Annotated in this window: 20 protein-coding genes and 1 pseudogene; 12 read left to right on the top strand and 9 right to left on the bottom strand. The window is 51.2% G+C overall.

The features are described from left to right. Complete coding sequence (locus tag B7988_RS12060; protein WP_088658107.1) at positions 1–579, top strand: M48 family metalloprotease; 579 nt, start codon at positions 1–3, stop codon at positions 577–579. Here B7988_RS12060 and B7988_RS12055 read toward each other — a convergent pair. Both B7988_RS12055 and B7988_RS12050 read right to left on the bottom strand, forming a co-directional pair. Beyond that, positions 576–1919 (bottom strand): hypothetical protein, encoded by a 1344-nt coding sequence (locus tag B7988_RS12055; RefSeq protein WP_088658106.1) that lies wholly within the window; start codon positions 1917–1919, stop codon positions 576–578. The two genes, B7988_RS12060 and B7988_RS12055, sit on opposite strands and share 4 nt — an antisense overlap. A gap of 102 nt (positions 1920–2021) precedes the next feature. Then, positions 2022–3032, bottom strand: coding sequence for a hypothetical protein (locus B7988_RS12050; RefSeq protein ID WP_141225659.1), 1011 nt, complete (start codon positions 3030–3032; stop codon positions 2022–2024). 84 nt (positions 3033–3116) lie between these two features. On the opposite strand from B7988_RS12050, the gene B7988_RS12045 reads away from it, so the two are divergent. Next, positions 3117–4115 carry a hypothetical protein gene (locus B7988_RS12045; protein WP_249268989.1) on the top strand — a complete coding sequence of 333 codons (999 nt, stop codon included), beginning with the start codon at positions 3117–3119 and terminating at the stop codon, positions 4113–4115. 13 nt (positions 4116–4128) lie between these two features. Here B7988_RS12045 and B7988_RS15485 read toward each other — a convergent pair whose 3' ends face one another. Next, the gene (locus B7988_RS15485) at positions 4129–5058 is read right to left on the bottom strand and encodes a transporter (RefSeq protein ID WP_349291501.1); all 930 of its coding nucleotides are present in this window, start codon (positions 5056–5058) and stop codon (positions 4129–4131) included. 612 nt (positions 5059–5670) lie between these two features. Continuing rightward, positions 5671–6030: pseudogene (locus B7988_RS15480) on the bottom strand (Gfo/Idh/MocA family oxidoreductase); the annotation flags it as partial. A 158-nt stretch (positions 6031–6188) separates the two neighbouring features. Between B7988_RS15480 and B7988_RS12035 the strand changes: the two are divergent. Both B7988_RS12035 and B7988_RS12030 read left to right on the top strand, forming a co-directional pair. After that, complete coding sequence (locus B7988_RS12035; protein ID WP_088658103.1) at positions 6189–6842, top strand: hypothetical protein; 654 nt, start codon at positions 6189–6191, stop codon at positions 6840–6842. 3 nt (positions 6843–6845) lie between these two features. After that, positions 6846–7604, top strand: coding sequence for a hypothetical protein (locus tag B7988_RS12030; protein WP_088658102.1), 759 nt, complete (start codon positions 6846–6848; stop codon positions 7602–7604). Between the two features lie 49 nt (positions 7605–7653). On the opposite strand, the gene B7988_RS12025 is transcribed toward B7988_RS12030, so the two are convergent. Continuing rightward, positions 7654–9540 carry an FISUMP domain-containing protein gene (locus tag B7988_RS12025; protein ID WP_088658101.1) on the bottom strand — a complete coding sequence of 629 codons (1887 nt, stop codon included), beginning with the start codon at positions 9538–9540 and terminating at the stop codon, positions 7654–7656. 71 nt (positions 9541–9611) lie between these two features. Between B7988_RS12025 and B7988_RS12020 the strand changes: the two genes are divergently transcribed. The 6 genes from B7988_RS12020 (at position 9612) to B7988_RS15410 (ending at position 13305) form a co-directional block, all read left to right on the top strand. After that, complete coding sequence (locus B7988_RS12020) at positions 9612–9998, top strand: (deoxy)nucleoside triphosphate pyrophosphohydrolase (protein WP_088658100.1); 387 nt, start codon at positions 9612–9614, stop codon at positions 9996–9998. 39 nt (positions 9999–10037) lie between these two features. Then, positions 10038–10814, top strand: coding sequence for a thioredoxin family protein (locus B7988_RS12015; protein ID WP_073323524.1), 777 nt, complete (start codon positions 10038–10040; stop codon positions 10812–10814). 147 nt (positions 10815–10961) lie between these two features. Further along, a complete protein-coding gene (locus B7988_RS12010; protein ID WP_141225658.1) occupies positions 10962–11912 on the top strand; it encodes a hypothetical protein in 951 nt (316 codons plus the stop codon). A 16-nt stretch (positions 11913–11928) separates the two neighbouring features. Then, positions 11929–12060, top strand: a complete 132-nt coding sequence (locus tag B7988_RS15415; RefSeq protein WP_283160536.1) for a hypothetical protein — start codon at positions 11929–11931, stop codon at positions 12058–12060. Between the two features lie 142 nt (positions 12061–12202). Then, positions 12203–13159, top strand: coding sequence for a hypothetical protein (locus tag B7988_RS12005; protein ID WP_088658098.1), 957 nt, complete (start codon positions 12203–12205; stop codon positions 13157–13159). A gap of 20 nt (positions 13160–13179) precedes the next feature. Then, on the top strand, positions 13180–13305 hold the full coding sequence (locus B7988_RS15410; protein ID WP_255406461.1) for a hypothetical protein: 126 nt from the start codon (positions 13180–13182) through the stop codon (positions 13303–13305). Here the strand turns inward: B7988_RS15410 and rsmA are convergent, their stop codons facing one another. Together rsmA and tmk are read right to left on the bottom strand one after the other, a co-directional pair. Continuing rightward, on the bottom strand, positions 13306–14094 hold the full coding sequence (rsmA, locus tag B7988_RS12000) for a 16S rRNA (adenine(1518)-N(6)/adenine(1519)-N(6))-dimethyltransferase RsmA (protein WP_088658130.1): 789 nt from the start codon (positions 14092–14094) through the stop codon (positions 13306–13308). A 71-nt stretch (positions 14095–14165) separates the two neighbouring features. After that, complete coding sequence (gene tmk, locus B7988_RS11995) at positions 14166–14795, bottom strand: dTMP kinase (RefSeq protein WP_088658097.1); 630 nt, start codon at positions 14793–14795, stop codon at positions 14166–14168. A gap of 96 nt (positions 14796–14891) precedes the next feature. Here tmk and B7988_RS11990 point away from each other — a divergent pair, with 96 nt between their 5' ends. Next, positions 14892–15902, top strand: a complete 1011-nt coding sequence (locus B7988_RS11990) for a hypothetical protein (protein ID WP_249268988.1) — start codon at positions 14892–14894, stop codon at positions 15900–15902. A gap of 7 nt (positions 15903–15909) precedes the next feature. After that, positions 15910–16617, top strand: coding sequence for an FISUMP domain-containing protein (locus B7988_RS11985; protein ID WP_170930651.1), 708 nt, complete (start codon positions 15910–15912; stop codon positions 16615–16617). 125 nt (positions 16618–16742) lie between these two features. Here B7988_RS11985 and secA read toward each other — a convergent pair whose 3' ends face one another. Together secA and B7988_RS11975 are read right to left on the bottom strand one after the other, a co-directional pair. Then, the gene (gene secA, locus B7988_RS11980; protein WP_088658094.1) at positions 16743–19721 is read right to left on the bottom strand and encodes a preprotein translocase subunit SecA; all 2979 of its coding nucleotides are present in this window, start codon (positions 19719–19721) and stop codon (positions 16743–16745) included. A 124-nt stretch (positions 19722–19845) separates the two neighbouring features. Beyond that, entirely contained in the window at positions 19846–20343 is a 498-nt protein-coding gene (locus tag B7988_RS11975; protein ID WP_088658093.1) for a low molecular weight protein-tyrosine-phosphatase, read from the bottom strand. Positions 20344–20349: the final 6 nt, after the last annotated feature.

Raw genomic sequence — 20349 nt, 5'->3', positions numbered from 1 at the left:
ATGAGTTCTGCCACGCTGATTCTCGCCCTATTGCTTGCCGTTGAATTCTTGGCACGCCTTGTGCTCGAAATTCGCGAACGCAGGCTTACTCAATTGCGCGGCGGAATCTTTGCCTTGTTGCGCCTGGTCCCGCTATTGAACGATATCGTGCCGCTGCCCGAAAACAAGAAGGAACCGGCCGAAAACGAATTCGTGAAAAAGCACGAAGAAGGCCACAAGGAATTGCGTCACGGCATTTTGCGGAACCTCGCTAAAGTGGCCCTGTTGCTATTGGCCGTGTGGCTGTTCGCCTTCTTGCTTGCAAGCCACGGCATGTCGCTTGTGGAATCTGTGCTGTGGTTACACCTGGCGGCCATTCCGTTCCGCATTGTGTTCCACCTGTACTGCTGGCACCAGGAATATGAAGCCGACCGCTACGCCTTCGAAAAACTCGGCAAAAAAGTCGCCAAGGCGGCCATGCGAAACCTCGCCGAAAGCGAAATCCCGTATACGAAATTGTTCGCAGTGGTTTACCGCGAACACCCGACTGTCGCCATTCGCAGTCAAAAGATTTTGAACAAAGAAATTAAGGCGGACTAATTCACGCGAGGACGGCGCCCCAGCACAAGAATCACGCCGTTCACCACGAACGCGGCAATCATCAGGATATCCCCGGTATGCTGGCCAAGCGAACCCGGTAACGCCGGACACAGTTTACCAGCGAGCGCCAAGATTCCACCTGCCACAATGGCAGTCCCCACAAACTTGGGCTTTGCCTTAAACCCTAAAAGTCCCCATAGAATGGGCACCGTAAACGCCCCTGCATAAACCGCAAGCGCCAACAAGAGCGTGCCGATAATATCGGTAAACACAAGCGCAAGCAGGAGTGCCACGATTCCGTTCAGCAAGATGATGATACGGGCCTGAAATAGCGAAGGCTTGCGGCACAATCCGTTAATGATAATGGAACTGCTCAAAAGCGTGGTGTCGGCACTGCTCAGCACCACACTCAAAAGCGCAAGCGCAAACACCGGCAAAAGCGCCGACGGAAGCACAGCATCTGCAATCGCCGTAATGCGGGCGCCCTGCACGTGAGCAAAGTTCACACCATAAACCGCCAGGAACCCGATCACGAATGCCACAGGAATCAAGACGCATGCGGCCATGCCGATCGCCTTCTTGGCAGTCGCCGCATCCTTCGCGCAGAACATGCGGCTATAAATATCGGGGCCTGCCGTATACGTGGTACCATAGGTGAGAATCAGAAGGAACAAGTCGAGCGGCGTAAAGTTCGCGTTGAACGGGAACTTGGGCGCTACACTGGTCGTAGCGCTTGCCAACATGCTGCCGAGCTCACCGCCACCAAACTTTGCAAAGCCCGCCAGCAGCAAGAGCCCGACAATGATCAGGCATGCCTGCAAAAAGTCAGTACGCAAAATCGAAAGCTGGCCGCCCGCGAGCGTGTACCCCGTAAACACGACCGCCGAAACGATTGCGGCCGTCGTGTACGGCATCGAGGTAAAAGTCATGAGCAGTTTTGCCGCGGCAATAATCTGGGCCGCCACAATGCCTGTCCAGGCAACCGGAATCACAATGGTCGCCACCAGGCGCGGGCCCTTGCCGTACAGGTTCTCGACCAAATCCGGCAAGGAATATTTGCCATGCTCGTAGGCACGGCCCGCAATCGGAATCAACGCAAACAGGCCAAGCGCACCCACCAGCATGAACCAGCTCGCGGCCCCGCCGAGCTTTGCGCCGCTATCGACGGCGCCAATCACGGCCGACCCGCCAAGAATCGTTGCAACCAGGCTACCGGCTACCGCCTTCGCCGACGCCCCTTTGCGCGCCACGAAAAAATCGGGAATGTCCTTTACGCGCCACGCACTGCGCACCGCAATCGCAATCAAAAATGCCAAGTATATAATTAAAGCAATGTTCATGTTCTTCCGTCAAGCCCGCAACAGCAGGCATTTCCATTTCTAAAATTTAAAAAAAGGCTAAAGATTGCTTCGCCCCTTTCAGGGACTCGCAATGACGTGAATCTAGAATTTCCGGCTCATGACAAACATGACCGTGCGCAAGTCCCATTCACTCCCCACCTGCTTTTGCAGCAATTCTTCGGTGGTCGGGTAGCGGCGATTTTCGAACTTGCGGTCGCGCGAGACAGACGCCATGAGCATGCCGTTCCATTTTTCGCTTACCTTAATCGAGGCCATCGGAGTTATACTCACCGTTATGAATCCCGGATTGTAATCCTTGTACGCCTTGTCAAAATCATATTCGTGCTTGAAGCCGCTCGCATTCACCGAAAGCATGGCCATAGGCACGCGCTCGAACGGCATCATGTAAATCAGCGTGCCGCCGTACTTGTACTTGAATCCGTTCACCGTGTTTTCGTTGCCGGCCTTCCAAACCTCTTTATCTTCGGCGCCTGTATACGCAGAATACTTGAATTCCGCCGTTCCCTTCAAAATAATCTTGGTCCAATCGCTCTTGGGCAAAAACGCAAGCAACGGTATAGTGAGCGCCGAATGGTAACGCACGCCGTATGCGTACTCCGTAAACATGACATCTTGCCGGTAGTTCCTTTTTTCAGTATCGTACACGCCCATGAATGTCACGGTTTTGCCATAGTTCAGCGCCGTCCCCGTATTCGCCTCGGCACCCAGTTCCAGCAAGTGCATCAACTCGATTGCGGCATCCAATTTTAGGCCAACCCCGGCAAAGTTCACATCGCCTGCCGCCAGGCCCTTAAAGCTCAGCAGTTTGCCGAAATCCTGTTGCACCTTAAAATGGTACGTGTACGCGGGCGCCGCAAACGCGAAGAATGGCCAGTTGTGCAAGGTCTCTGAATTCCTGAGCGAATTATGCGGCAACAACAAAGCGGCAATCGAAAACACGCCCTCGCGCGAAGTCTTGAGCCCAGTGCTATCGGCCACGGCAACGGAATCTTTCTTGACTGCCGAGCTGTCGGCGGTTTCGGCGGCAACGGCGAACGCGACGCCAAACAGCACCATTACGAACACCAGCTTGCATATTTTTCGCCAAGACATAAGCCTTGGGAATATAGATAAACATCCCGCCCAAGTTGCCCCGCATACCCCAAAATTTGTATATTCTTGAGCACAGAGGTTTATATGTCTCGACTTTTTAGCTCTCTCGCAATTCTTTTTACCGCAATCGCATTTTGTGCCACAAGCGCCCTCGCCTTCGACGTATCGGTCAAGGCGAACGTCGATAACGCCCAGGTGTTCGTGGGCGACATGTTCAATTACGAAATCCAGGTGGTGGCCCCCGAAAACGCAATCGTCGACTTGCCGAGCTTTGTCGGAAACCTCGGCAGTTTCGAAGTCAAGGAAATGAAGAACGAAAAGGTGACCGAGGGCATGCCCAAGGGTACCGCCAAGTTCGTGTGGAATGCAACGCTCAACACCTTCGTGAGCGGCGACTTCCTGATTGCCCCGCAGCAAGTGAGCGCCGTCGTCGGTAGCGATACCGTCAAGACAAGCACCGACCCCGTGGCCGTCAAGGTTTCTACCCGCACCACCGGCGAAGAAGAAGACATCCTGGAAGTCGAAGACCCGCTCGACGACCCGCGTCTGCCGCAATGGCTCTACATCGTGCTGATTGTGGTGGGGGTCGCGCTGCTCGTGTTCCTCGGCTGGTTCCTGCATAAAAAGTTTGCAAAAGCAGGTGCCGCTCCCAGGCTCCCGCCGTACGAAGAAGCGGTACTTGCGCTCAAGGAACTCCGCCAAAAGAATTACCTCGCCGAAGGCAACCAGGGCGACTACTTTATGGCCCTCGGGTTCATTACCCGCCGCTACATAGAACGCCGTTTCGAAGTCGATATTCTGGATGCTACCGTGGCCGAACTCAAGCAGCGCATGGCGCACGTGGCAGGCCTTCCGCAGGCCTACAAGGAATCGGTCGTAACGCTTGCCGTCGAAACCGAACCGGTCAAGTTTGCCAAGATGAAACTCGAAGGCGAACGCTGCCGTTTCTGGGACGAATGGGCCGACCGCCTTTTGGAAGATACGAAGCCCACTCCCGAAGAAGAACAGGCCAAAAAGGATGCGCTCAAGGCAGCGGTACAAACCGTAAAGGCAGAACGCGCCAAGGCCAGCAAGAAATTATAGACTAGCGGATTGTTTATTCCAAGGCGTAGCTCACAAAAGCGAACCTCTGGCTATCGGGCGCCCAGGAATTCACGTTAATCGTGCCCTGACCGCCGAACAATTTCAACAACGTGCGCGGCTTGCTCCAGCCGCTTGCATCGCTGCCTGTCATCAGGCGGATTTCGACATCTTTATTCGGAACATGGTCGCCCGGGCGCACATCACTTTCGTGATATGCGATCATGACCACCTTCTTGCGGTCCGGCGAAATATGCGGGAACCAAGTATTCCAATGCGGGTCGTCGGTCATTTGCGTCTGCTCGGAACCGTCAGCCTTCATGCGCCAGGCCTGCATACGCCCCGTGCGCACCGAATTAAACCAGATGTATTCGCCGTCGCAGTCGTATTCCGGGCCGTCGTTTAGCCCGAGGGCGCTTGTAAGCCGCGTCTCGTTACCGCCCGCGGCAGGTATGGTGTAAATGTCGTATTCGCCATTGCGTTCGGCGCAGTAGGCAAGCGTCTTGCCGTCAGTCGTAATGCCGTGCAGGTAACTCGGCGCAAGAGGCGTCACCAGTTCCGGCTCGCGGCCATCAAAGTAAACCTTGTAAATGCGAGAAAGGCCGTCTTCTTTGGTGTGGTGGCTTACATAAAGGCCCGAACCGTCAGAAGCGAGCACGTGGTCGTTATTGCAGTTGTCCACAAAATAGCTCGGCACTTCGGTAATCGAGCCGCCCTCGAGTTCGTACTTGTAGATTCGGCCTTCGCTGTTATATGTCAGGAACTTTCCGTCGGCACTCCAGTTCGGCGCCTCGATCACCTTGTCAAATTCCTTGAGCAACGTCGTCTTGCCCGTTTCGATATCGTAAACCTGCAAGAACGACTTGTTGCCAGAACGATCCCAGACTTCGCCCGGGCTCTGTTCGAACGGGTAAGATACGCCCCAGCTTTCGCGGAGTTTGTCCATCTGCGTCATCATCTGCATGGTCTTTGCATGCGGCATCTCGGGACATTCCTTAAGGCCCTTCTCGAGCGCCGCCTTGCAGCCAAGCACCTCGTACTCGTAGCAGTTTTCAATACGCGGCGGAGTCACCGACTCCACAAGCGCGCCCGCGACATCAAAGCGCTGGATTTCGACCATGTCGTTCAAGTTCTGCACGCGAATGAATCCTTCCGTGCCAAAAATCGTGCCGTCGTTCTTGAGCGGCGCCACCATAGACGTCTTGAGGTGCGCCACCTGGCCGTTCGAATAATTCAAATCGATCCAGTCCGTGGCATCGACGCCCGTATGGAACTTGACGCAGGCGCTCCTCGTCTGAACGATATGGTTGCCTTGCCCGCCGATTTCGGGGTCTGTCAAGAACAAGTCTGCAAAAGTCAAACTGTAAATGCCCAAGTCCAGAAGCGCACCGCCCGCAAGGGATGGGTTACGCAAGCGTTCGATATGCGAAAGCGGCATCGAGAATTCCGCCTCCACGCCATGAACGCGGCCAATATTCCCGGCCAAAATCCAGTCACGCACCATTTGCACCGCCGGCAAAAAGCGCGTCCACATGGCCTCGCAAAGGAAGGTTCCCTTTTCTTCGGCAAGGGCAATCGCCTGCGAGGCAAGCAGCGCATTCGCCGTAAACGCCTTTTCGACAAGCAAGTTCCTGCCGTGCTCAAGGCAAAGCATTATGTCGTTAAAATGTTCGGAATGCGGAGTCGCAATGTAAATCAGGTCGACTTGCGAATCTTGTGCGAGTTCTGCGTAGCTACCGTACGCGCACTTGAATCCGTAATCCGCCGCAAACTTCTGGGCCTTTTCTAAAGTACGCGATGCCACCGCATACGCCTCTACCCCCATACCGCGACTTTCGAGCGCCTTGACAGCTGCCGCCATCTTGGTCGCAATATGCCCACAACCGAGAATTGCAAACTTGAGAACCGATTTATTCATTGCGTAACCTCTTTACAATGAATATAGACTTATTGCGGGCTCTTGGGAATCTCAAGCCCTCTACCAAGTGGATTCAAGTGTATACAAGCTGGTCTTTGGGGTAAAAAATGTATATTTCATGGTAGGGTTTCCCAAAGCACAAAAAGGAGGACGTGCTCATGAATATCCGCAAGCACCTGCAAAGACTCTTTCTCGCATCTACGGCTCTCTTCTGGGCAAGCTGCGGCGATGACGCTAATTCTAGCAGCCCGACCGTAGCTCCGGGAACCAATATTCCAAGCGACTCTACGACGCAAAATGCGCCTAGCGACTCCTTACAACGCAACGAAACCGACAAGGTTGACAGCGTTTCCAACACATCTTCGCAATGCCACGAAGCCGAAAAAATTCAAAAGAGGTCCTTGAACTCAGATCTAATTGACGATCCTGTCAAGGCCGCAACAAGGAACGCCGACCGCAATGCACAAATGGACATTTATGATGAAATAGACGGAGGCTTGATATATAATTACCTAGAACCTCCGAAATGTCTTCAAGATATGCTCGATACACTTGAAGCTCCTGTCTTTTTGTACGGTCCCATGGCCTTCTTTAACGATTCTATCGCGACAAAATTCGTATGCGACGACGGCACAACATACGCCAACGAGGAATACCTTAACTACCAAAAAGACCTGGAATCATACGAAAAGAATCTCGTCATCTTCAACGAGGCATACAGCCAGTTATACGAAAAAAGGTTAGCAGAACTCCAAAAGCAGTTGGATTCCTGCATTGATCAGTCGGAAGAAGCTGAGGAAACCGAGGAATAAACCATGAATATGACAATGTTCAAAACAGCCTTGTTTTTTGCCGCAGCATTGTTCATGGTAAACTGCGGGGACAGTTCCGAAAGCACCCCTGCAGCACCGGCAGAAACTTCCGCTACAGTCCCCGTTGAAATCACGCCTGCAATACCAGAAGATTCAGCCGAAGTCACTTCTATAATCGAAACGGATTCCGTGGACACCACCGAATATTCATGTCACGATTCAAAGTGGATTCCCAAAGAGAACTTCGACATGATGATTGTAAATAATCCTCAATCGTATGCCATGCAAAAAGCGCCCTATATGGCATATAAAAAAACTTTTTTCCCCTTTCTTAAGGATACAGTTGCTCAACTCCACTACGAAAGAACCGGCTACGGATGGTATCCCGACAGCATGCCTTACTGTCTCATAGAAATGATTGACTCCATTTACGTTTATGAATATTATCAGTGGTTTAACGATACAGACGACGCCATAAGCACAGATTCTATTGCTACAGAAATCGAATGTAGCGATGGCACCGTTCACCCTAAAAACGAATACGCCGTTTATACAGAAACCCTAAATGCATATAACGAGCAGAAAAAACTTTACAATCAATTATATGACTCACTCTACGAGAAATCTCTTCATGATATCAAGGCTCTATTGGATTCTTGCCTAAACCACCCGGAAGACTTCCCGATCACCGACCCGGATTACGAAAAGCGTTACCAATCCTATTGGCTAACTCACGACGAATTCGAAGATGATGATGAATAATCAAAAACTATACTAAATAATATTATGGGCGGCCCGATGGCCGCCTTATTTATTCCTTGATGCAACGGACTGTGGCTTTTTCTACGGGAGTATCAAAATCACTAATGTCAAGTCCGAACATCACATAATCTTCTTCGCCGTTTTCATCAACCCTTTCTTGAATTCCTGCATAACTTCCTTCTTCGTCCGATAACCAGAACCAGGAATTCAATTTATAGTTATCATGGACATAATAACTAGTATCCTTCACTCCGTCATACACATACGATTTTATCGTATCAATTGCATTAGGCTGCAAATTCATGCCCGACCAATTAGACCCGTTAACTTTCCAACCTGATTGCGACATCAATGTGCGAGTCGAGATTGTAAGGTCTTTGTTGTTGAGAATCGCATTTCTCAGCTTTCGCACAAAAGCATCCGAAGGGATATGCCATCCATCAGGGCAAGCCGTCTGAGCATCGGCCCAAGTATACAAGCTGTCGCCGCCAAACTTGAGATCTTCAGCCATCACGAGTTCGTCGGCATCCCACTCAAATTCTACCCATATGGCCTTGTATTTCTGCCCATCACGTTCATCAATCATCTCGTAATACCATTTGTGATCTTTTGCATCACATATGTATTTGTGGCCATCATATTCTCCAACCGCACCATCATCAAAGCAAAAGCCAAGCTCATTATCTATTCTTGTCGCAAGGCGCCAACTGTGATCCACGCAAATATATTTAGCACCTAAATTGAGCGTATCGTACAGTTTTGAATCGTCACAAGCGCCAAACTCAACTTCAATGCTATTAGCCATATCCCAACTTTCTCGGCAAATGTAATCTACCCTACCGAGCTTCACAATCTCTCCTATCCGATCTTCGGTACAATCCCCAAAAACATCCGACACGTATGCTTTTTTCCAATATCCATTCTTCATTACATACAAATCTTTCGCTACTCCAACTTCGCACAGCGTGTCACCTTTAGCGGCGCATTCTATAAATGCAGAATCTTCTGGAGTGTAGTTCCATCTATAATCGGAACCTCCATTCCATACAGCACACATAAAAACAGAATCCTGTAACGGGTAACGCTTATTCGCATTAGCCGAGTTGCATTCGCCTAGTGCAAAATCAAGTTTTTCTTTTAGCGTCGGAGTCACCCAAACCAGGTCTTTGCATTTATAATACTCTGAACCCACTTTTGCAACGACTCCTTCTCTTTCACGGGTACACTTACTTAGCGATTCGTATACGGTATTCTTATCATTTACGCAGCGGACATTCAACCTTGCGTCACGTTCAATGCTGCTATTATAACCAGACGTAGATATATGGAAAAAGTACAAATCGCCAAGTTCATCTTGTGAATCGATCATTTGAATCCAAAATGCAGCAATGCGACCCAAATAACGACATTCAGAACCTTCACAAATTCCCATAGGCTTTAAATTAAGCCCCACGGTATTTCCTCCATTACCAACAATAATCTCACCATCAATAGTATCATTATCCCAACCAGTTGTAGATTTTAAGGCCCAATTAGGACATTTTTCTTCCAACGAATCTGCCCAAAAATGCTTCCTCACCCAGTCATCTATTGCTACCCATTCATCAAAATCCGACAAATGCCATCCATCGGGACATGCAATTTGCGCTTCGGCCCAAGTGTATCTCTCATCACCTTGACCAATCTTTTCGTCAGAATAGTTCAGGTTTTCGGCCATCCATGTCAGCTTGCCCATGGTAACGGTCTTGTAGGTTTTACCATCACGTGGATCAGTAAAACTGTCTGAAGTATCCCCCACTGGCGACGTTGTAGTAGTATCGTCAATTTGCTCCTGCGGAGTTAGAGGTTCAACTTGTTCAGAAGAACCGGACGATGAATCGTCACCGCATGCAAAAAGCAATAATGAAATTGCAAGAATCCACAAAAACCTTTTCATACTAGATATAAAATAACCAAAAAAGGCTGTTCAAGACCTCTCCCGTAAAAATTTTACATAAATTTGGCTTCATGAAACATATCGAAGTTGTAGCAGGAATCATTCAAGATGGCGACAAGATTTTTGCTACGCAACGCGGCTACGGCGAGCACAAGGGGTTCTGGGAGTTCCCTGGCGGCAAAATGGAAAGCGGCGAAACCCCGCAACAGGCACTCGAGCGCGAACTCAAAGAGGAACTCGCCATCCAAGTGAACGTGGGTAAATTTCTTTGCACCGTGGAACACGACTACCCCGCCTTCCACCTGACCATGCACTGCTACTTTTGCACGATTGCCGACGGCAAGGCGCCAGAACTTTTGGAGCACGAGGCGGCCAAATGGCTCGCCCCTGCAGAACTGCATTCCGTCGACTGGCTGCCCGCCGACATCAAAGTCGTCGAAGCCATTGAAGCGCAATAGCTTTTTTCTATCACTCAAGCAATTTGCTATTTTATTGTCATGAACATCCTGAAACACATCGCGACTTTTGCCGCAGCCGCAATTCTTGCTGCAGGCGCCTTCACCACCGCAAACGCTGCAGACGACATCAAAATCGTCAAGGTGAACGACAGTAATTTCGAAAAAGAAATCATGAAATCCAAAACGCCGGTCATCCTCGAAATTTCTTCGACCAGCTGCCCGCCCTGCCTCGTCATGATTCCCACACTCATCGGTATCGCTAAAAACTATAGCGACATCAAGGTCGCCTCGGTAGGTATCGACGAACCGGGCATCGACAAAATCAAGGCAACACTCCCCATTCAGGCATTCCCCACGTTCTTCCTGATTAAAGACGGCAAAATCGTGAACCGCCTCGTGGGCGTCGTCAAAGAAGAAGAAATCTTTGCCGCCATGCAGTATACGCCCAAGAAGAGCACCGCCAAAAACACCAAGAAATCCAAGAATTCGCCGAAAAACCTTGTTTGCAAGGTCAACGGACAGTTTAACGGCCTCAAGAACCTGGTGACTATCTCGTTCGAATTCGGCGACGCCGAAATCAAGAATGTCGACATCGTGACCGACGTATTCATTCCGCCCGAAATGGAAGACCACCGCGAAGACATTATCGCAAGAATGCGCGCAAGCGGCAAGGGCGAAGTCACCACCACCCTCACGGGCTTGCAAATTCATATCGACAACGATTGCCGATTCATGAAGGCGATGGACATGAAGCGTACTTCGACCTACGGCGAAATGCGCGCCGGGCTTGAGCTGCAAGGCTTCAATTGTAAATAATTTGTTTCAAACATCATTAAAGAGAGCAACCGGACTATCCCGGCTGTTTTTTTTATCCAAACTTTCATTTCGGATGTAATAAAAATAAAAGTTGAAATTAAGAATATTTTTCTATATTTGGGCGCGCCAAATTAATTTGGAGGAAATATGAATAACAAAGTTCTTTCTACTGCTACTATAGTAGTTGTTTCTAGTTTAATTTCTAGCGCCTGGGCCGCAAGACCCGAAGGCGATCCGACTTGCAGTTTTGTGGGTGGGGCATTCTTCAAGTCCAACAACACCCTGTATCTGGAATCGATCAACGACGAAAACGCAAAAGTCGAAGTCGATAACGATGCCGCGAATTGCATCAGCAACAGTAGAAGCGGCAACTTCAAAGTCATTGTTGAACGCAGCACGGCTCTGGCAGCAAACTCTACCATCACCTTGCCGGTAAACTACCAGTCCGCAAACGAATGCGTCGACCTGTACGAACCCCTCAGCTACGGCAAAGACGAAAACGGCATGTGGATTTCCGCCGAAAAGCATGACATTGCCGACGGTACCGCCCACAGGCCCATGCTGATGATTACCGATATTAGTAAAGATGAATGCCAGGGTATCAAGGAAATTGAATTCACGGCTACCGGCGTGAGCGTTTCTACGCAGACCTCCGTCGAGCTTACATTAAGAAGCGAAATCAGCAATCAGGGCGACTGGCTTATGCGCGGCTCTTACAGCTTTATCCGCTGGGACAAGGATCACGCCGACCTGGGTACCGTTTATGGTTATGCCGCCAAGAACAAGGGCGAAGTCAAAGCCGGCCAGTTCACCAAAGTCGGTGCAGGCGCCTTTGTTCCGCCGCTGCGCGCTTACCTGATTTACAAAGGCGACAAGGCTCTTCAAAAGTCTACTGAATCCGATGCCGCCGAACTGCCCGAAACGATTGGCGTAAAGCTCATCGACAAGAATAATGGCACTACCCGCCTTGCGCGCTGGAACATGGCCACGGGCGAAATCGTAAAGGTAAACGGCTGGTACGACCTCAAGGGTCGCAAGCTGAACAGCAAGCCCCAAAACAAGGGCATGTTCATCGGCAACACCAAGGTTCAAAAGTAATTATTAAAGGTTGGTTATGGAAAAGAAAGAATACAAAGCACCGGAAATGGAAATCGTGGATTTCGAAGCACAGGCTTGCTTGCTCGCCGGCAGCGGCGAAGAACCCGAAAGCTGCGATGGTGGTGACTACTGCGACGAACTCGGCTAGTATATAAGCCTCCGTTCAAGGTTTAGCAAAACAAGGCAAAGTAATTTGTCTTGTTTTTTTATTTTACATGTAATATAAATAAAACTTCTGTTCAAGCCTCATTTTTCTACATTGCGTTCCGCCAAAAAAATTTGGAGGAATCATGAACGGAAAAGTTCTTACTGCCACTACCATTGCGGCATTATCTTGCCTTGTTTCTACTGTTTGGGCCGAAAGGCCGAGTGAAAAGGCATCTTGCGAGTTCCCGGGCGGAGCTTACTACGAATCCAACAACACATTGTACTTGGAATCGGTCAACGACGAAAATGCAAAAGTCCAGATTTCGGAAGAAAACAAGAATTGCGTAAATGGATACGTCAACAATGGTGAATTCAATCTTGTCGTGGAACGCAGTACAAAACTGGCCACAAATTCGACCATCGTACTCCCCATGAACTATTCGCCGAAAAGTTCTTGCATCAAACTTTACGACCCTTACGCTTTTACTACCAATGACGAAGGCGTGTGGAATGTTTTCGCTTCGAACGCAGCAGGTAATGGTGTCGCAAACAGAGCCTTGCTCATGATTACCGATACCCAGCGCAAAGAATGCCAGGACATCAAGGAAATCGAATTTACAGCAAGCAGCTTGCAAGTCGTTAACGAACATACTCAAGCCCAATTGGAACGCGAACTTCATAATCCCAAGAGTGGCGCCAATGACTGGGCTCTCGAAGGCTCTTACAATTTTATCCGCTGGGACAAGGACCATGCCGACTTGGGCAAGGTCTACGGTTACGCCGCCAAGGACAAGAACAAAGTTCAAGCCGGCCACTTCACCAAAGTGGGCGCTGGCGCCTATATTCCGCCCATGCGCGCCTACCTTAAATACAGAGGTCAAACTCCTCTCGCCAAGTCCGTTGAATCGATCGTTGAACTGCCCGAAACAATCGACGTGACGCTTGTCGAAGAAGATGGTACCACCCGCCTTGCCCGCTGGAATACAGTCACGGGCGAAATGGTCAAGGTAAACGGCTGGTACGACCTCAAGGGTCGCAAATTGAACAGCAAGCCCCAAAACAAGGGCATGTTCATCGGCAACACCAATATTCAGAAATAATCACCGGGGGATTAGAGACTATGGAAAAGAAAGAATACGAAGCACCGAAAATGGAAATCGTCGATTTCGAAGCTCAGGCTTGCTTGCTCGCCGGCAGCGGCGAAGAGCCTGAAGGCTGCGATGATTATTGCGATGAACTCGGCTAATTAAGCCTGCTCGCCCACAATCACCTTGTAGAATTCAAGGAACTGGGCGGGCGAAAGTTCTTCGGCGCGAACGGTTGTCGGATAATCCAGAAGCTCGATTGCTTCCTGGATTTTCTTTTTGTCGTAAGCGCGGCCGAACGAGTTGGCAAGGGTTTTTCGCTTTTGGGTGAAGGCGGCGCGCACAAAGTCGAAGAATCCCTCGGGGGCCGCGAGCGCATCGGCCTTGGGCGTAAGGAGCATGGTGGCGCTATCTACATTGGGGCGCGGCGTAAAATGCTCGGGGCCAATCTTGCGGAGAATCTGCGTGTCGGCGTAGGCGGACACCAGAACCGAGAGGCTCCCATAATTGCTGCTGCAGGGGCTTGCGCAAATGCGCTCGGCGACTTCGAGCTGCACCATTCCCATGAAGCCCTTGGTCAAATGCAGTTTCGGCATCAGGCCCGCGATAATCGCCGTAGACACATTGTACGGCAAGTTTCCCGTGACCCAGGGCTTTTCGTGGGCATCTAAAAACGCCTGCAAATCAAACTTCAGAAAATCAATGTTTTCGATATGGAAGTTTTCGCGGCCCTGGAATTTTTCTTGCAAAAATTCCACGCACTGCTCGTCGATTTCGACGGCAGTGAGTTCCACGGCGCGCTCAATCAAGTGCTCCGTCAAGGCGCCGTGCCCAGGGCCGATTTCAAGCACCCAGTCGCCCGCATTCGCAGGCAAATCGCTCGCAATCATCTGCGCGGTAGGTACATCCAGAAAGTTCTGACCAAATTTACGGCGGCGTGCTCTATCCATACCGCCAAAGATAGAAATAAAAAGCCCGCAATTCAATTGCAGGCCTTTCAAGTTATACTTCAACGATTTTTCTAGAGTCTAGCCTTTACAAGCTTATACAAGTCGGCGAATACGGCATCGGGACTGCGGTCGGCATCGATAGCCGCAACACAGTCGCTGTAGTCGCGGGCCGCGGCAAGGTACCCCTTGCGCACCCTCTCGAAAAATTCGGCCTTCTCGCTCTCCAGTCGATCGGGTGCCTCGCCCCGCTTCGCGGTGCGCGCGCGTCCCCGCTGCACATCAATGTCAAGCACCACGGTGAGCTCCGGAAAGCAACCGTCGCAAGTGATCTCGGTCAGGCGCTGCACAAGGTCTGCGCCCAAGCCGCGGGCATAACCCTGGTAGGCAAAAGTGCTCCAGGCAAAGCGATCGGCAATCACGATCTTGCCGGCATCAAGCGCGGGCTGAATAATTTCGGCAATCACTTGGGCGCGTGCTGCATTATACAACAAAAGCTCGGTCTTGTCGCTCATGATTCCCTTGAAACTCGTATCCAAAAGAATCTCGCGCACGCGTTCCGAAATCTTCGCGCCGCCCGGTTCGCGCAGCTTCACCACGGAGTAGCCTTCCTTGGTGAGCGCATCAATCAGCATATCGATCTGGGTCGTTTTGCCCGAACCGTCGATACCTTCTAAACTAAAAAAATGCTTAGACGTTTTCATAGTAGATTCACAATTACTTTAAAAGGTAGAAAAAAATTATGGTACGCCAAGAAAATACTATCTTTACAACGCTTTTTGCAACGAATGGAGTTTTGTATGGCCTCTGAAAATGCGATTATCGAACGTGCCGAAATGTACCTGCGCAAGCTCTCTTGCGGAATCAACCCCCTGACAGACGAAATCCTGCCCGAAGGGGATTCCTGCAAACAGGAACGCATCAGCAAGTGCCTCGCCTACGTCGCATCGCTTTTGCAGCAGCAACTGAACCACGACCAAGTGGCCCCCATGCCCACCGCCGAAAAGCCGCGCGTAGCAAAGAAGAACGCGAAGCCCGCCATGCAAGATTTGGCCATCGACGCCGAAACCCTGAAGGGTTACCGTTTCTTCGATTACCCGGTTTCGATTTCCCGCGTGGTGCGCAACGTGAACGAACTTTTGCCCAAGAACATGAACCACCTGCTCTATGCCGACGTGGCAAACTTCCTGGTGCAAGAAGGCATTCTCGAAAGACAGTCCACCGAAAGCGGCACCGACGCCAATCTGCCCACCGCCAAGGGCGAAACCTACGGATTCGAAAAGGGCGAATCGGACCTGCGCGGCCACCACAACATTTATACGCAGTGCTGGCAACAGGCGCAGCAGTTCATTTTGGACAACATCCAAAAGTGTGCCGCAATTGCAAACGAACGCTTCGCCAAGCGCAAGGCCAACCAGGCTCAAGATTTTCAAGACGACCAGGAATACGCTCCGAATCGCGTGCAAAGGGAAAAATTCCACCTGACCGCTGAACAGCTGGCCGATTACCCCACCGAAGACACGCCCGTGCCCGTCAGCGAAATCGCTCGCCGCCTGAACACCCTTGTTGGCGAGAATATGGAACGCATCTACTACAAAGTCATCCGCGACTGGTACGTGGAACAAGGCTACCTTGAATTCAAGACAACGCCCGAAGGCCGCAGCGCATTCCTGCCCACCGAAAAGGGCTCCATGAGCGGACTCTTCGTGGAATCCCGCACCGGCAAAGACGGCGAACTCTACGACGTGGTGATGTACGATGCCAAGGCCCAGAAGATTTATCTGGACCACCTCGCTAGCGAAACCCGCTAATTCCCCTATGAAAAGGCAAATTAACATCTCGCTCATTTGCGCTCTTTTTTCGGCGGCACTATTTTCCGCCTGTGACGATGGTTCCTCCGCGCCCGAGGAGCCCGTTGACACCTTCGATGCGGCAGTGGTTTGCCCTGCGGAAGGTACGAACGCCTACGGCGAACCGAACCGTGGTACCTTTACCGATGCCCGCGATGGTCAGGTTTATAAGTACACATCTATCGGAAACCAGGTATGGATGGCCGAAAACCTTAAATTTGATGCACCTTACAGTTTGTGCTATGGCAAAATTGATGGATTCTGCGATACATTTGGAAGATTCTATTCGTTGCATGTAAATGGTGAACTTTTTGATTTATTTGATCAAGAACTGCTAGATACAATCTGTCCTGCGGGTTGGCACGTACCTTCTACAGATGAGTGGACATTATTGTCAATTACTATGGGTGAAGGAGCAGAAGCTATGTCTAGATTAAAAAGTCCCGATGACTTTGGAACATTTTATACGCCGGGTACTGATGATTGTGGATATAATGCTTTGCCCGCTGGGTATTGGCTAATGAATGGAAACGTTTCTGGAGAATACTCCTCATGCGTTTATTGGACTTCTACAGCCGCAAATGTGAATACTTCTTATTTGGTTGCATTCAATGGGAAAGGTATCTCCTTTGGAGTAAATCAGCCTAAGATGTCCATTCGTTGTGTAAGAAACTAGCACTTCAGCGATTTTTCACTACCCATATAACAATATTTTATACAAAAAAAGCCGTCGGTTAAGACGGCCTTTCTTGTGAATTGTTTCTTGAATACAATTCCGAATTCTGAATTTCGAATTCTGAATTACTCCAAGTCCTTGCCGTGGCACTTCTTGTACTTGAGGCCAGAACCGCACCAGCACGGGTCATTGCGACCGAGCTTCGGAGCCTGCTGCTGAGCGCGGCGGCGTGCAGCGGCGAGCATGGCGGGGTTCACCTGGCGAGTACCCGGAAGTGCGGACTGCGGCATCGGTTTTGCTTCCTGCTGTTCTTCAGAAATCGCATTCGTTTCAGAAGTAGCGGCGGTGCCTGCGAGTCCTGCGGGCTTTGCGCCTTCAGCGCTCATCTGCTCGGCAGATTCGGCATTGGATTGCTTCGCTTCGGGAGTCTGCGCGGCCTGTTCAGTGGCAGGTTCTGCGGCATTGTTCGCGGCAGCGGCTTCTTCGGCGGCCTTCTTTTCGGCTTCGAGCTGTTCCTTGCTCTTGAGCTGCAACTGGTCAGGCGACACTGTCACACCGTTCGGGAGCGTAATGCGGATGTTCAAGATGCGGAGCGCGGTGAGCGTCGCGATCTTTTCCATGCAGCCTTCGAACATCTTGTAGCCTTCGTTCTTGTAGACCATCAGCGGGTCCTTCTGAGCGTATCCGTGGAATCGGATAGAATCCTTCAGCTGGTCCATGGCGTACAAGTGTTCCTTCCACACCTGGTCAATGGTCATCAACAAGAAGCGGCGTTCAATCTGGCGGAAGTCAGCTTCCGGAATAATCTTCGTGAGCTTGTCGTAGCGGACCTTGCACAGGTCGATGATTTCATCGAGCACCTGTTCCGGCGTCTTGCTCATGGCATCTTCGAGCGTGAGGCTGTATTCCATGCCGAGGCTACGCTGCAAGTCAATGTGCAAGCCTTCCAGGTTCCAGGCTTCGGCGTAAGTCTTGGCCGGAATGTACTGAGACACCTTGATATCGCAGGCGTCTTCGATGCGGTTCATGATTTCTTCGCTGATGTCTTCGCCGTTCAGAATGCGGCGGCGCAGGCCGTAAATCACCTTACGCTGTTCATTCATCACGTTATCGTAGTCGAGCAAGTGCTTACGAATGTCGAAGCTCTGGCCTTCCACGCGGCGCTGGGCGCCACGAATCGAGCGGCTCACGATCGGGTGGGTAATCACTTCGTCTTCGCCCACGCCAAAGCGGGTCATCAAGTTCTTGACGCTGTCGCCACCGAAGATACGCATCAGGTTGTCGTCGAGGCTCAAGAAATACTGGCTGGAACCCGGGTCGCCCTGACGGCCGGAACGACCGCGCAGCTGGTTGTCGATACGGCGAGATTCATGACGTTCGGTGCCAAGCACATGCAAACCGCCAAGCTCGGTAACTCCCGGGCCAAGGGCAATGTCGGTACCACGACCAGCCATGTTGGTTGCAATCGTCACCTTGTCCTTGTAGCCGGCGTACTGAATGATTTCAGCTTCGCGACCATGGTTCTTCGCGTTCAAGACTTCGTGCGGAATGCCTTCCTTTTCAAGGAGGCCATGCAAATGTTCGGACTTTTCAATGGATGCCGTACCCACGAGGAGCGGCTGTCCCTTACTGTGGCGTTCCTTGATTTCGGCCACAATAGCGCGCCACTTGGCATCTTCGGACTTGTACACCATGTCCTGCAGGTCCTTACGGATGCAAGGCTTGTTGGTCGGAATCACCCAAGTGTTCATGTTATAAATCTTGATGAATTCCGTGGCTTCGGTTTCGGCGGTACCCGTCATACCCGAAAGCTTCTTGTACATGCGGAAGTAGTTCTGGAACGTAATCGTTGCAAGCGTCTGGTTTTCGCGACGGATCTGCACGCCTTCCTTGGCTTCAATCGCCTGGTGCATACCGTTGCTGTAGCGGCGGCCTTCCATAAGGCGGCCCGTATTTTCGTCAACAATGATGATTTCGGTATCGCGGACAATGTAGTCCACATCCTTTTCGTAAAGGTACCAGGCCTTGAGGGCGTTATCCAAGAAGTGTACCCAGTCGGCATGTTCGCCGTACAGGTTCGTAATGTGCATGAGTTCCTGAATGTGGTTCACGCCCTTTTCGGTCAGCTGGATGTTCTTGTCCTTTTCGTCGACCGAGAAGTCCTTGTTCTTAATCAGCTGTTTGGCGATTTCGTTTGCCTTGGCGTACTTTTCGGTAGCGTCTTCGGCCGGGCCACTAATGATAAGCGGCGTACGGGCTTCGTCAATCAAGATGGAGTCCACTTCGTCGACGATACAGAAGTTCAGTTCACGCTGCACCAGCTGGTTGGGTTCCACAGCCATGTTGTCGCGCAGGTAGTCGAAGCCGAATTCGTTGTTGGTACCGTAGGTCACATCGCTGTTGTAGCTCACGCGGCGTTCTTCGGGGTTCAGGCCGTTCACGATGAGACCCACCGTGAGTCCGAGGAACTTGTAGACCATGCCCATCTGCTTTGCGTCACGGCCGGCGAGGTAGTCGTTCACCGTCACCACGTGCACACCGTGGCCAGAAAGACCGTTCAGGTAAACCGGCAGGGCGGCGGCAAGCGTCTTACCTTCACCCGTCGCCATTTCGGCGATGGCACCTTCGTGGAGCACCAAGCCACCAATCATCTGCACGTCGAAAGGCATCATGCGGAACGGCTTCACCGATTCGGGGTAAAGTTCGCGGACCTTTGCGTACACAGAGGCGGGCAGGTAAACTTCCCATTCGTTCTTGCCGGCGGCAAGTTCGGCCTTCGCGGCGTTCACCGATTCCTGGAGCTCGGGGCCCAAGCGGCTAAAGTCAAAGTTGAATTCCGGCTTGAAAATGTTGAAGATACCCAAGCGGCGGTCGCAAGCTTCTTGGCAAACGGCGAATGCTTCGACCTTGATGTCTTCGAGGGTAGCGCCATTCTTGAGCTTTTCGCGGAATTCCGCACTCTTGGCGGCCAGGGCGGCGTCATCCAGAGCTTCCAGGGCTTCGCGGGCCTTATGGATCTGCTCGATGACAGGGCGCAGCTGCTTGACCTTACGTTCGTGAGGGGTACCAAAGATCTTGTGAAGAACGGTATCGACTATGCTCATCTTTTTCCTTTTTACGGCCGAGGGCATTGCCCGCGGTCCCTGATTAAAAATTACGGGGATAATTTAGCAAATAACATGCCAACTCAAAATCGTTTAGTCTTGAAACAAGGGCCTATTTCCGAATCTATCGCAGAATTTGGGCCAGCATCGCCTTGCAGCCCTCGTTTACATCGTCCCAAGTTGCCACAAAATCGCCGGTATACCAAGGGTCCGCCACATCGCGGCTCTTGTGGGCCCAATCCATCAAGAGTGAGACCTTGCGATTTTCCACCGGGCCAGATGTTTCACGGGCGTACACATCGGCCGGCAAAATCCAGCGGAGGTTGCGCAAATTGTTACGGTCCATGAGCACAATGTAGTCGTAATACTCGTAGTCGCGGGCAGTCATCTGACGCGCCGTCTTTCCACTGCAATCGATTCCGTGCATGGCAAGCATGCGGCGTGCCGGCGGGTACACCGGGTTCCCGATTTCTTCGGTGCTCGTCGCGGCGCTCGCAATTTCGAATTCTACATCCGCTAACGATTCAGCAGGCAAATCCCGCACCAACTTTTTCATCACGAATTCAGCCATCGGACTTCGGCAAATGTTCCCATGGCACACAAACAGAATCTTGATTTTCATAAGGCG

The sequence above is a fragment of the Fibrobacter sp. UWB1 genome (assembly GCF_002210325.1).
Classification (GTDB): Bacteria; Fibrobacterota; Fibrobacteria; order Fibrobacterales; family Fibrobacteraceae; genus Fibrobacter.
Note: the sequence above shows the minus strand (reverse complement) of the source record. Positions and strands in the feature narration are given on the sequence as shown.